14 protein-coding genes are annotated in these 12199 nt (G+C 67.5%); 7 read left to right on the forward strand and 7 right to left on the reverse strand.

All coding sequences use genetic code 11. The features are described from left to right. Positions 1 to 7: 7 nt before the first annotated feature. Positions 8 to 373 carry a hypothetical protein gene (locus ACN4E0_RS12605; protein WP_419568334.1) on the reverse strand — a complete coding sequence of 122 codons (366 nt, stop codon included), beginning with the start codon at positions 371 to 373 and terminating at the stop codon, positions 8 to 10. After that, positions 366 to 827 carry a peptidylprolyl isomerase gene (locus ACN4E0_RS12610; protein ID WP_419568336.1) on the reverse strand — a complete coding sequence of 154 codons (462 nt, stop codon included), beginning with the start codon at positions 825 to 827 and terminating at the stop codon, positions 366 to 368. Before ACN4E0_RS12610 ends, ACN4E0_RS12605 begins: the two co-directional genes overlap by 8 nt. Before the next feature lie 114 nt (positions 828 to 941). Here ACN4E0_RS12610 and mgtE point away from each other — a divergent pair, with 114 nt between their 5' ends. From mgtE to ACN4E0_RS12625, 3 genes are all read left to right on the forward strand, one after another. After that, positions 942 to 2390: a magnesium transporter gene (mgtE, locus tag ACN4E0_RS12615; RefSeq protein WP_419568338.1), complete on the forward strand. Its 1449-nt coding sequence runs from the start codon at positions 942 to 944 to the stop codon at positions 2388 to 2390. Between the two features lie 318 nt (positions 2391 to 2708). Beyond that, positions 2709 to 3098, forward strand: a complete 390-nt coding sequence (locus ACN4E0_RS12620) for a DUF1489 family protein (protein WP_419568340.1) — start codon at positions 2709 to 2711, stop codon at positions 3096 to 3098. Between the two features lie 173 nt (positions 3099 to 3271). Then, on the forward strand, positions 3272 to 5044 hold the full coding sequence (locus ACN4E0_RS12625) for a methyl-accepting chemotaxis protein (protein ID WP_419568342.1): 1773 nt from the start codon (positions 3272 to 3274) through the stop codon (positions 5042 to 5044). 22 nt (positions 5045 to 5066) lie between these two features. Here the strand turns inward: ACN4E0_RS12625 and ACN4E0_RS12630 are convergent, their stop codons facing one another. The 4 genes from ACN4E0_RS12630 to ACN4E0_RS12645 all read right to left on the reverse strand — a co-directional run bounded on the left by ACN4E0_RS12630 (position 5067) and on the right by ACN4E0_RS12645 (position 8703). Continuing rightward, complete coding sequence (locus ACN4E0_RS12630; protein ID WP_419568344.1) at positions 5067 to 5855, reverse strand: SDR family NAD(P)-dependent oxidoreductase; 789 nt, start codon at positions 5853 to 5855, stop codon at positions 5067 to 5069. Beyond that, on the reverse strand, positions 5852 to 6535 hold the full coding sequence (locus ACN4E0_RS12635) for a DsbA family oxidoreductase (protein ID WP_419568346.1): 684 nt from the start codon (positions 6533 to 6535) through the stop codon (positions 5852 to 5854). Before ACN4E0_RS12635 ends, ACN4E0_RS12630 begins: the two co-directional genes overlap by 4 nt. Further along, positions 6532 to 7314, reverse strand: coding sequence for an NAD(+) diphosphatase (nudC, locus tag ACN4E0_RS12640; protein WP_419568425.1), 783 nt, complete (start codon positions 7312 to 7314; stop codon positions 6532 to 6534). The genes ACN4E0_RS12635 and nudC overlap by 4 nt, the downstream gene beginning before the upstream one ends. 78 nt (positions 7315 to 7392) lie before the next feature. Then, positions 7393 to 8703: a serine hydrolase domain-containing protein gene (locus ACN4E0_RS12645; protein ID WP_419568347.1), complete on the reverse strand. Its 1311-nt coding sequence runs from the start codon at positions 8701 to 8703 to the stop codon at positions 7393 to 7395. A gap of 110 nt (positions 8704 to 8813) precedes the next feature. Between ACN4E0_RS12645 and ACN4E0_RS12650 the strand changes: the two genes are divergently transcribed. Further along, positions 8814 to 9035 (forward strand): hypothetical protein, encoded by a 222-nt coding sequence (locus ACN4E0_RS12650; RefSeq protein ID WP_370187195.1) that lies wholly within the window; start codon positions 8814 to 8816, stop codon positions 9033 to 9035. Here the strand turns inward: ACN4E0_RS12650 and ACN4E0_RS12655 are convergent. Then, positions 9032 to 10051 (reverse strand): A/G-specific adenine glycosylase, encoded by a 1020-nt coding sequence (locus ACN4E0_RS12655; protein ID WP_419568349.1) that lies wholly within the window; start codon positions 10049 to 10051, stop codon positions 9032 to 9034. The genes ACN4E0_RS12650 and ACN4E0_RS12655 overlap by 4 nt on opposite strands. A 14-nt stretch (positions 10052 to 10065) precedes the next feature. Between ACN4E0_RS12655 and ACN4E0_RS12660 the strand changes: the two genes are divergently transcribed. The 3 genes from ACN4E0_RS12660 (at position 10066) to ACN4E0_RS12670 (ending at position 12173) form a co-directional block, all read left to right on the forward strand. Then, positions 10066 to 10617: a DUF721 domain-containing protein gene (locus ACN4E0_RS12660; protein WP_419568351.1), complete on the forward strand. Its 552-nt coding sequence runs from the start codon at positions 10066 to 10068 to the stop codon at positions 10615 to 10617. Continuing rightward, positions 10614 to 11318: a thioredoxin domain-containing protein gene (locus ACN4E0_RS12665; RefSeq protein ID WP_419568353.1), complete on the forward strand. Its 705-nt coding sequence runs from the start codon at positions 10614 to 10616 to the stop codon at positions 11316 to 11318. Before ACN4E0_RS12660 ends, ACN4E0_RS12665 begins: the two co-directional genes overlap by 4 nt. Positions 11319 to 11429: 111 nt before the next feature. Continuing rightward, entirely contained in the window at positions 11430 to 12173 is a 744-nt protein-coding gene (locus ACN4E0_RS12670; RefSeq protein ID WP_419568354.1) for a thioredoxin domain-containing protein, read from the forward strand. Positions 12174 to 12199 lie beyond the last annotated feature (26 nt).

Genomic DNA, 12199 nt, shown 5'->3' on the forward strand with positions numbered 1-12199 from the left:
GAGGACATCAGGGGCCGGTATGGCCGAAGACGCCCCAGATCTCCGTGATCCTACCTTGGTCCTCGCGCCATCTGACCGACCAGAGAGTGTGAACTGGAAATCCGCCATCCCGGTAATCCAAGGTCTTGAATTTGGCGCTTTCCGGAGCGGACAGCTTAAAGCCTTGGTCCTTGAGCCCCCGAACCATAGGGGCGACTTCCGAACCCACCGGGAAGCGCGCTTTCACGCGAGCGTCGAAAGCGTCGTATCCTTCGGTTGCGGTCTGCGGCAGGCCCTCGCCGATTTCCGGAGCCGGCTTCCTTGCGCCGCAGGCGGCGAGCGCGAGTCCAACCGCACCCGCCAACCATACGGAAAGGCTGCGAAGCTTACCCAACAGTCGCCTTGACGATCTTGCCCGGCTCGCGCGGGGGTTCGCCCTTGGGCAGCGCGTCGACATGTTCCATGCCGCTCTCGACCTGGCCCCAGACGGTGTACTGGCCGTCGAGGAACTCGGCGTCGTCGAAGCAGATGAAGAACTGGCTGTTGGCGCTGTCGGGGACCTGGGTGCGGGCCATCGAGCAGGTGCCGCGGGTGTGCGGTTCGCTGTTGAATTCGGCCTTGAGGTCGGGCTTTTCGCTACCGCCCATGCCGGTGCCGGTCGGATCGCCGCCCTGCGCCATGAAGCCCGGGATCACGCGGTGGAAGACCACGCCGTCGTAGAAGCCTTCGCTGGCGAGCGTGGTGATGCGCTCGACATGGCCGGGGGCGAGATCGGGGCGCAGCTTGATCACCACGTCCTTGTTGTCGCCGTCGCCGGTATCGAGGGTGAAGGTCAGCTTTTCGGCCATGTGTCGTGTCTCCTGTAATTCGATTGGCGCCTACATAGGGATTGTGGCCACGGAGTCACCAGCCGAGTGACACCTGTTGCTTGCTTTATGCGCCGCCCTGCCTAGACCGCTGGCATGGTCGACGAGACGCCCCTCCACGAAGACGACGTCATGCTGGCGGACCCGCCGGCGGAGGAAGGCCGTCCCGACGACCGCATCGACGACGAGCGGATGGACGAGGAAAACACGCTCAAGCCCGAATTCGTTCGCTCGGTCGAGGACGCGCTCGAAGAGGGCGATGGCAAGACGGTCTACGAACTGGTCGAGCCGCTGCACCCGGCCGACATCGCCGACCTGCTCGAGCTGTTCGAGCGCGAGGAGCGCTACCAGCTCGCCGCGGCGATCACCGACCTGATGACTTCGGACGTGGTCGCCGAGCTCAACGACTATGTCCGCGAGGACATGATGGAGGCGCTGCCCGCCGAGGCGGTGGCGCAGATCGTCGAGCAGCTCGAGACCGACGACGCGGTCCAGCTGATCGAGGATCTCGACGAGGCCGACCAGCGCGCGGTGCTGGCGGAAATGGAGGTCGAGGACCGGATCGCGATCCAGTCCGCCCTCGCCTATCCCGAGGAGACCGCCGGGCGCCTGATGAGCCGCGATCTCGTCGCGGTGCCCGAGCATCTGACCGTCGGCGACCTGATCGACTATCTGCGCGACAGCAGCGACCTGCCCGACGAATTCTACGAGATCTTCGTGGTCGACGAGAAACACCACCCGGTCGGCACCTGCGCGCTGAGCTGGATCATGCGCGCGCCGCGCACGATTCCGCTGGCCGACGTGATGAAGCGCGACCAGACGCTGATCCCCGTCATGCTCGACCAGGAAGAGGTCGGCCTGATGTTCCAGAAGTACAACCTCATCAGCGCCGCGGTGGTCGACGAGAACGAGCGGCTGGTGGGCCAGATGACGGTCGACGATGTCGTCCACATCATCTCCGAAGAAGCCGGCGAGGACGCGCTGCTGATGAGCGGTGCGGGCGACGGCGACATCAACGAACCGATCCGCGAGGCCTATTCGGCGCGCGTGCGCTGGCTGGTCGCCAATCTCGGCACCGCGCTGGTCGCTTCGCTGATCATCGCCATGTTCGGTGCCGCGATCGAGCAACTGGTCGCGCTCGCCGTGCTGATGCCGATCGTCGCCAGCATCGGCGGCAATGCCGGCACGCAGACCATGGCGGTGACCGTCCGCGCGATCGCCACCAACCAGCTGACCCGCAGCAACACGCGGCGCATATTGTGGCGCGAGATGCGCGTCGCGCTGCTCAACGGCGCGACGGTGGCGACGCTGGTGGGCATCGCCACCGCGCTGATCTTCACCCCGCAGCTGGGCGGGGTGATCGCGCTGGCCATGGTCATCAACGTGGCGATCGCCGGATCGGCCGGTGTGCTGGTCCCGGTGGGCTTCGACCGGCTCGGGCAGGACCCGGCGGTGGCATCCTCGGTCTTCGTCACGATGATCACCGATTCGATGGGCTTCTTCGCCTTCCTCGGCCTCGCCGTGGCGAGCGGGATCGTCGGCTGATCTCCTACGACATGGACCGGGTGTTACACGGTCCAATGCGGAAAAACCTGCGGGCGGAAGATGCACCGTGAAACCGCGGAAATGCGGAGTTTGGAAGGGCAGAGACGCGTGCATCGGTGCATCCTGCCACCGACGGTCCAATGTAGGAAAGCGCTATTCCCCCCTCCCGTCTGCGGGAGGGGTTGGGGGTGGGCCTTGCCCCCTCGGCACCTCGTTCCCACCCCGCTGCGACCAGGCGGCACGCCGCCAGGTCTCGCCGCCCCTCCCGCAGGCGGGAGGGGGTTTCATTGCCTGCCAAATCGCCTATCTCCTGCCCCCATGCCGCTCAATCTGACCAAGATCGCCTTCGGCGCGCAAAGCTATGGCGATATCGAAAGCTGGTACGCACAGCGGCGCAGCCCGAACCTCACCACGCGCTATCGCCCGACCAAGTGGGAACAGTGCATCGGCGGCTCGCTCTACTGGATCCACCAGCACGCCATCGTCGCGCGGAGCGAGATCATCGGCTTCAGCGAGACGAAGGACGGGCGCTGGTCGATCGACCTCAAGCCCGAACTGATCCGCGTCCACCCGCGCCCCAAGCGCGCGCACCAGGGCTGGCGCTATCTCAAGGGCGATCCGCCGCGCGATCTCGCCGAGGACGAGGACATCGGCGACGCGCTGCCCGGCAAGCTCGCGGGCAAGCTCGAACGGCTCGGGCTCATCTGATCGGCGTGTTGCAACGCACAAAGTGCTGATTTCAGGCGATTATGACATCAGGCCGACAACAAGGTTTCTGATTTAAGTCACTGCTTTTTCAGGTTTTTCTGAATCATGCTTCACGCGTTGGTAACCGCTGGGGCGTAGCGCGCGCCTCGACATCCATTGCATGGCAGCCCCCGATGACCGCGCAGCCCGATTTTGCCGATACCTTTGCCCGCGACGAGGATCCCGACCCGGGATTCGCGGCGCTCGACCCCGTTACACCCGAGCTTCGTCGTCCCGGCTGGCCCACCCGCCTGGCGCGGCTGCGCGGGAGCATTTCGGGCAAGGTGCGGGTCTTCGCGCTGTCCTTCACGCTGATCCTGTTGTTGCTCGGCACCATCCTCGGCGGTGCCTTCGCAGCCCTCTCCGCTCGTTCCAACGAAGCCGCGGTCGGCGCGGCGCGCGCGCTGGCGGCTTCGCAGCTGGCGACCTCGATCGCCGAAAGCCGCTACTTCGCCTCGCGCTATGCCGCCGGCGGCGAGGCGGAGACGATCGAGGCAGCCTTCGCCACGCTGGCGCAGGCACGCGAGGAGATCGACGCCACCATCGCGCTCGACGATGGCGACAGCCAGTCGCGCGAACGGATGGAATGGCTGGTGACGCAGGTCGAGGGATTCGACCCCGAACTGCGCGCGCTGCAATCCTCGATCACCAGCCACGGACCTTCGGCGACGGGCGACGCGCTGGCCGATGCGATCGATATCAGCGGCGACCAGCTCGCGGAACAGGCGGCCGGGATCGAACACGAATTGCGCGCCGAATCGGTCCGGGCGCAGGAGGCACTCGACACGCTCAAGGCCTGGACGCTGGTCGTCACCTTCGCCCTCATCGCCGGGTGCATCGCCATGGTCCTGTTCGGGGCGCGCGGGCTCTCGCGACAGGTCTCGGGCACGCTGGGCGAGATCACCGGAGCCATGACGGGGCTGGCGGACGGAGACCGGTCGATCGCCATTCCCGGCACGGACCGCGAGGACGAGATCGGCGAAATGGCGCGGGCTCTGGTGGTGTTTCGCGAAAGCGCCGACGCGCTCGCCGACCTCCAGCGCAAGGCGCGCGACGATCAGAGCGCGCTCCTGCGCGGCCTGGTCGACAATTTTCGCGGCGGCGTGGGCGAGGCCGTCGGCAGCGTGGCGCAATCGGCCCGCGAACTGCAGGCGACCTCGAGCGAAATGGCGGGCGCAGCGACGCAGACGATCGGTTTCGCCGAGCAGGTCTCGCGCGACATGAGCGAGACGCAGATCGGCGTGACCGCGGCGGCCTCGGCCAGCGACCAGTTCGCCATGTCGATCGCCGAGATCGGACGCCAGGCGGGCCATTCTGCGGTCATCGTCCAGGATGCGCGCCATTCCACCGAACTGGCCGATGGCAAGATGGCCGAGCTGGCGTGCGCGGCGGAGGAAATCGGCGCTGTGGTCGACCTGATCGGCTCGATCGCCGACCATACCAATTTGCTTGCGCTCAATGCCTCGATCGAGGCTGCGCGTGGCGGCGAAGCGGGGCGCGGCTTCGCCGTGGTGGCTTCCGAGGTGAAGGATCTGGCCCGCCAGACGCGCCAGGCCACGGGCGATGTCGCCTCGCGTATCGTCGGCATGCAGGTGATGACGCGTGACAGCGCCGAGGCGCTGACGCGGATCGGCGAGCGTATCCGCGAGGTCGAACTGTCCGCCACCGCCATCGCACAGGCGGTCGACGAACAATCGGTCTCGAGCCGCGAACTGGCGCGCAACCTCGATCTTGCGGCCAACGGCGTCGCGGCCATCGGGGGCAGCATCGTCCAGATCGGCGAAATGGCCCGCGGAACCGGCGCCGCGGCGGGCGAAGTCCTCGCTTCGGCCGGCGTGCTCGACGAAACCGCGAGCGAACTCGACTCCCGCTCGCGCGAATTCGAGAACTCGGTGCGGGCCGCCTAGCGCGGGAGCGGCAAAGGCTGCGCTAGGCGCCGCGCAGGCGAGCTATCACGTCGCGCACGTCCATGTCGTCGTCGACGCCGTAGGCGGCATAGCTTTCGTGCAAAGTCTCCATACGCTCGTCGATGCGCTTGAGGTTGCTCCGGTGGCTGACCACGAAGCGCCTGCGGGCTAGAATCTGCGGGACGACGATCGCGGCATATTCGTCGACATCCATGCCGTGGCGCATGACTTGCGGATCGCCCAGCGGGGTGAAGACCCAGCCGGGGATGACGAGCCCGGCGTGGACCTGTTCGGGCAGATCCTCGCGCAGGCTTTCGGTCATCCCAAGCACCGCATGCTTCGCCGCGATATAGGCGGCGGTGTGAGGAACCGCGCAGAAGAGGCTGTTTTCACTGCCGGTATTGTAGATCGCGCCCGGAACATCCTGCGCGATCATGCGCGGCGCGAAGGCGCGGCAGCCGTGCCAGGCGCCCCAGAAGTTGATGTCGAAATGGCGGCGCGCCTCGGCGGGATCGACCTCCCACAAGCGGCCGCGCGGCGCGCCGACCCCGGCATTGTTGAGCAGCAGTTCGACCGTGCCGAGCCGCTCGAAAGCCGTATCGGCGAGCGCTTCGACCCGGTCAGGCTCGGCAACGTCGCAGGGCTGCGCCAGCGCGCCCTCGATGGAGGCCACCGCCTGTTCGAGCCGGTCGCCGGGCAGGTCCGCCAGCATGACGCGGACCCCGCGGTCCGCGAGCAGTTTCGCGATGGCGAGGCCGATACCCGAGGCGCCGCCGGTGATGACGGCGCTCGCGGGCAGCCACTCGCTCACGCGGGCACTTTCTCCGCCACCCGCCGCAGCGCGGTGGCATAGGCTTCGGGTGGCTGCGCGCCGGGGATCATGAACTTGTGTTCGACCACCATCGCCGGGACGCCGGTGATGTTGAGGTCCCAGGCGGCGCGCTCCTCGGTACGGACCTTGTGCGCCCACTCCTCGCTCGCCAGCGCGGCTTCGGCTGCGGCGCGGTCGAGGCCGACGGCGGTCGCCACGTCCAGCAGCACGCCCTCGTCGTCGATCTCTCGCCGCTCGTTGAAATGCGCCCGGAACAGCGCGAGCTTCAATTCGGTCTGCTTCTCGGGCCCGAAGGTCTCGCCCGCCCAGGTCAGCAGCTTGTGCGCCTTGAAGGTGTTCCACATCCAGCGCTGTGGCTCGGGCGCGGGTCCCTCGTAATCGAGCGACACGCCGGCACCCTGCGCGGCTTCGCGCATCCGGCCCTGCACCGCCTTCGACTGTTCGGGGGTCGAGCCGTATTTGCGCGCGATATGCGCGGTGCTTTCCTCGCCCTCGCGCGGCATGTCGGGATTGAGCTCGAAGGCGTGCCAGCGGATGTCCGCCTCGATCTCGCCCTCGAGCTGTGCGAGGCCCTTCTGCAGATTGCCCCAGCCGACCAGGCACCAGGGGCACATGACGTCGGACCAGATATCGATCCGCAAGGTTCTCGGTTCGCTCATGTTGTCACCCACCACTGCATCAGGTGATGCGCTATAGCATGCGGCGGCGGGGCGACGAAGGGACCCTCGCCCGCGAGCGCGCTTTCGACCTCTGCGCGCGTGTAGAAGACTACCTCGGCCATTTCGCTCTCGTCGATGGTCAGTTCGTCGCTGTCGGCATGCGAATGGCAGCCGATCATCAGCTGGCTCGGGAACGGCCAGGGCTGGCTCGCGACATAGGTGACGTCGCGCACGACCACGCCGGCTTCCTCGAGCACTTCGCGCGCGACCGCCTCCTCGATGCTCTCGCCCGGCTCAACGAAGCCCGCGAGCGCGGAGAAGCGGCCCTCCGGCCAGCCGAGCCCGCGCCCCAGCATCAGCCGCCCTTCATGCTCGACGAGCATGATCGTGACCGGGTCGGTGCGCGGGAAATGGCTCGCCCCGCAGGCGGTGCAGTCGCGCTGCCAGCCGCCCTTGGCAAGTTTCGTGTCACCCCCGCACTGCGCGCAGTAGCGGTGCCGCGCATGCCAGTCGACGAGGCTGCGCGCGCCGCCGTAGAGCGCGAGGTCGTCGGGCTTCAGCGTGGCCATCAGCGACCACAGCTGCGGGTTGGCCATGCGCGGGCTGGCATCGCCGCGCGGCGGCACCGCGGCGAAGCAGGCCTTCCCTTCGTCAAGACCGAGGAAACACAGTTCGGCATCCTCTGCGGCATCGGCGAGTGTGCCCCAGGCGAGGCGGCCCTCGTCGTCGAGCGCGGGCATCAAGCCGTCGAGGGCGAGCAACCGCGCCTTCCAGTTCATATAGCCGGCCAGCCGCTCGGGATCGGCCCGGACGTGGTCGGCGCGATCGAGGCGCGAGCCGGTAAAGGAGAGCACCGTTTAGCTCTTCGCACCCTGCATCGCGGCGAGATCGGCCACCACCGCCTTGGGGAAGGCTTCGTGGATCGGATAGGCTTCGGACGGCATGTACTGCGTCATGAGGTTTGCGCGCAGCCCGGCCTTGTAATTGACGAAGGCCACCGTCCCGGCTGCGCCGCCCCAGCCGTAGGAGCCGTCGCTCACCCGGCCGCCCGCGCCGAAGCCCTGACCTTCGACCCAGGTGCCCTGGGTGGTGGCGGTTTCGGGCAGCAGGTTCGAGGTACCGACGCGCACCGCCAGCTCGCCCATCACGCGCTTGCCGTCGATCTTGCCATAGCCGAGCAGCATGCGCAGGAAGCGGTCGTAATCGCGCGGGCTCGAGACGAGCCCGGCCCCGCCCATCGGGAAAGGCGGCACGTCGAGATAGATCGAGGCCTTGGCCGGATCGATCGGCAGCGGCACGCCATTGGCGATGCCGTAATTGGTGGTGAAACGGTCGACCGCGTTCTGCGGCACGGTGAAGAAGGTGCTCGTCATACCTGCGGGCTCGAAGATGCGCTGCTTGAGGAAGGCGTCGAACTTCTGCCCGCTGGCGACCTCGATCACGCGGCCGAGCAGGTCGAGCCCGACCGAATAGCTCCACTTGGTCCCCGGCTGAAGCACGAGCGGCGCCTTGGCGAGACGCTCGGCGAACACGTCGAGGCCCTGCACCGCGACCGCGCGGCCGAGCCCGGGAATCGGCAGGCGACTGACCTGGCCGGGAATCAGGCCCTGTTCCTCGTAGAGCTTCTGGATCGGACCCTTCTGGACGATGCCATAGCCGAGGCCCGCGGTGTGCGTCATCAGCATGCGGACGGTGATCGGACGCTCCGCCGGGACGAGATCGGTGACCGACCCGTCGTAGGTCTTCTGCACCATCATCTTGGAATAGGCCGGGATCAGCTCGGCGATCGGCTGGTCGAGCCCGAGCGTGCCCTCGTCGATCAGGATCATCGCGGCCATGCCGGTCATCGGCTTGGTCATCGAATAGATGCGATAGAGGCTGTCGGCATTCGCCTGCGAAGTGCCGCCCAGCGCCAGCGTCCCCTCGGCGATGGTCAGCGGGTCGCGCTGGCCCCAGCCGAGCGTGGCGACCATGTTGGCGACCTTGCGCTCGGACACGTATTTGTCGACCATCGTCCGGACATTGGTCCAGCCAGCCGGAGTACCCTGGGCGAAGGCCATGCGCCCCATCGGGTGGCCCGCCAGCGCCGCCCCGGCGGTGAGCCAGGCGCCCCCGCGCAGCAGCGCGCGGCGGGACATCTGCGGGGTGTCGAACTCGCGATAGGCCATTCTCGTCTCTCCGGATTTGCGTTCGGCGGGTTTGTGCGGGAGCGTCGACGAAGCGTCAATTGCCAATCGAAACTGTTGCAATCGGCAAGTGTGCTATTCATATAGGACACATGCTCAACATCGTTTCGATCCTGATCGGCCTCGTTTGCCTGATCCTCGCGATCCCGCTCCAGCTGCCGATCCTCGGGCTCGGCCTGTGGCTCGTCCTGCCCGTCGCCGTGGTCGGCGCGGTCGTGGGCGGACTGTCGTCGAAGAATGCGGGGCGCAACCTCAACCTGCTGGTGATCGTGATCATCGCCATCCGCCTGTCGATCACCGGCGGACTGTTCTAGGCGAGCGCCAGCCGCGCCGCCTTGGCGAAGAGCGTCGGCAGCCCCGCCTCGTCGAGCCGCTCGAGCGGCCACCATTCGCCCTCGCCGCCCGGTTCCTGCGCAGTGCTTGCTGCGAGGACCGACAGCTCGAGCGAGAAATGCGTGAAGCTGTGCCGGACCAGCCCGGCGCTATCCCATGACGCATCGAACGGAGCCTCGCCGGTCCCGTCGCCCCGCGCGCTCCAGCCATCGTCGGGCAGCGCGCGCATGCCGCCGAGCATGCCCGTCTCGGCGCGCCGGACCAGCCACACCGCGCCCTCGTGCTCGATCCAGAAGGCTTGCCCCTGCCGGAGGGGCTTGGGCTTCTTCGCGGCCTTGACCGGCAGCCGCGCCGGATCACCCGCAACGCGCCCCTCGCAGACCGACGACAGCGGACACAGCAGGCACTTGGGATCGCGCGCGGTGCAGATGGTGGCGCCGAGATCCATCATCGCCTGGGCGAAATCGCCCGCACGTTCGCGTGGCGTGACTTCGTCCGCCCGCCGCCTGATCGCCTTGCGCGCGGCGGGCAGCGGCTCCTCGATCGCGAAGAGCCGCGCGACCACGCGTTCGACATTGGCATCGACCACCACCGCGCGCTGGCCAAAGGCGATCGCCGCGATGGCCGCGGCGGTATAGGCGCCCAGCCCCGGCAGCTCGCGCAGGCCGGCTTCGGTCTCGGGAAAACCGCCCCGCTCGGTGACGGCGGCGGCGCATTTCACCAGATTGCGCGCGCGCGAATAATATCCGAGCCCCGCCCATGCAGCCATGACGTCCGCCTCGGGCGCGGCGGCAAGCGCCTCGACGCTCGGCCAGCGCGTGGTGAAGGCCGCGAAATAGGGCTTCACCGCGGCGACGGTGGTCTGCTGCAGCATCACTTCCGAAAGCCATACGCAATAGGGATCGGGCGGCGCTTCGCCGGGCCGCGCGCGCCATGGCAGATCGCGCGCATGACTATCGTACCAGTCGAGAAGCAGGTCGGAGACGGTGGCGGCCACGGCCCGCCTATGGCATGAGCGCTCGCACAATGGAACGCGACAAGACGAAATCGGGCAAGCCCGCCAAAGCCTACACTCGCCCGCGCGGCGGCAGTGCCAGGGCGATCAGCGACCTCATGCCGCAAATCGGGCGCAGCGCCTTTCGCCGTTTCGGCTTCGTCCAGTCTTCGGTGATCAGCCGCTGGCCCGAGATCGTCGGCGAAACCCATGCGCGCGTCTGCACCCCCGAGATGATCCGCTTTCCCCCCGGCGAGAAGTCCGAGGGGATCATGCATCTGGTGGTCAAGCCGGCGCATGCGCCGCTGGTGCAGCAGGTCATCCCCGAGATCGTCGAGCGAGTGAACCGCTTCTTCGGCTATCGCGCGGTCGCGCGGATCAAGCTGCGGCAAGGCGCGGTTAAGCCGCCCCCGGGCAGGGACAAGCCCAAGGCGCCACCGTCGCTCAAGCCGATTCCGATGGAATTGGGCGACAGTCTGCGCGATATCGGAGACCCCGAGCTGAGGACGGTGCTCGAATCGCTCGCACGCAGCCTCGGGTCGCAAGAAGACGGGAACGAGGACAGGTGACGATCAACACGGGTATCCTGAAGGCGCTGGCGCTGGCGAGCGCAGTCCCCCTGGCCATCGCGGCGGGCGCGGCGGACAAACCGATCCTGCCGGGCGGCAACTGGTCCGGCATGCTCACCGAGACCGAAGGCGGCCATCTGTTCGGCAATCCCGAGGCCAAGACCAGGCTGGTCGAATTCATGAGCTATACCTGTTCGCACTGCGCCCATTTCGCGCAGACGGGCGACGGGGCGATCAAGGTCGCCTATGTCCCGACCGGCAAGGTCAGCTACGAAATCCGCCATCTGATCCGCGACCCGGTCGACCTCACCGCCGCGCTGCTCACCCAGTGCGGCGATGCCAAGAAGTTCGGCGGCAACCACGATGCGATCATGTACCGCTACGACGAGTGGATCGAGAAGGCACGCACCGCCACCCGGGCGCAGCAATCGCGCTGGCAGTTCGGTTCGCTCTCGGCGCGGCTGCAGGCGATCGCCAGCGATCTCGATTTCTACGACATCATGGAGCGGCGCGGCTATACGCGGGCGCAGCTCGACAAATGCTTGTCGGACGAGGCCCAGGCCCGTGCCATCGCCGATACCTCGGCCGCCGATGTCCGCAAATACGGCCTCACCGGCACGCCCAGCTTCATCCTCGACGGCACGCTGCTCGACGCGCATGACTGGAGTTCGCTCGAGCCGCAGCTCAAGAAAGCGCTCTGAGGCCGCCGATATCCGCCTTTTCGGGGGAAAGGCCTGTGGAAACGCCCAACCGCGCCTTCCCCTGCCCGCGCGCCCTGTCCTAGCCTAATCCGTCCAGACACGAGGAATCCGATGATCAAGACCCTGCGTTTCGCCCTTGCCGCCCCGCTCGCCCTCGCGCTGGCCGCCTGCGGCTCGTCGACGACCGAAGAGACCGGCGAGATCCAGGGCGACGCGATCGCCGCGATCCCCGCGCCCGAGGGCACCGAGTGGCGCACCACCGCAGCGATGACCGAAGATGGCGGCGTGCTGGTCGGCAATCCCGACGCCCCGCTCAAGCTCATCGAATACGGCTCGCTCACCTGCCCGACCTGCGCGCGGTTCTCGATCGAAGGCAGCGAGCCGCTGCACGACTATATCGACACCGGCGTGGTCAGCTTCGAACTGCGCCAGTACGCGATCCACGGCCCGCTCGACCTGCTGCTGGGCCGGCTGACGCAATGCGGCCCGGTCGAGGCTGTGGTGCCGCTGTCGGACCAGGTGTGGCAGAATTACGAGACCATCATGGAGCCGATCCAGACCAATCAGGCGGTGTTCGAACAGGCGATGAGCCTGCCGATCGAGCAGCGCTTCGTGGCGGCGGCCGAGCAGCTCGGCTATCTCGACTTCTTCGCCGCGCGCGGGATCAGCGAAGACCAGGGCCGCCAGTGCCTCGCCGACACCGCCAAGCTCACCGCGCAGGCCGATTTCACCCAGAAATACGGCAATGAATTCAACATCACCGGCACGCCGACCTTCAAGCTGAACGGCCGCGACGTCGATGCCAACACCTGGGCCGCGCTGGAACCCATCCTCCAGCGCGCCGGCGCCCGGTAAGGCGCGCCTGAGGGGGGCGCGGCGAC

Source organism: Qipengyuania sp. (assembly GCF_048550555.1).
Classification (GTDB): domain Bacteria; phylum Pseudomonadota; class Alphaproteobacteria; order Sphingomonadales; family Sphingomonadaceae; genus Qipengyuania.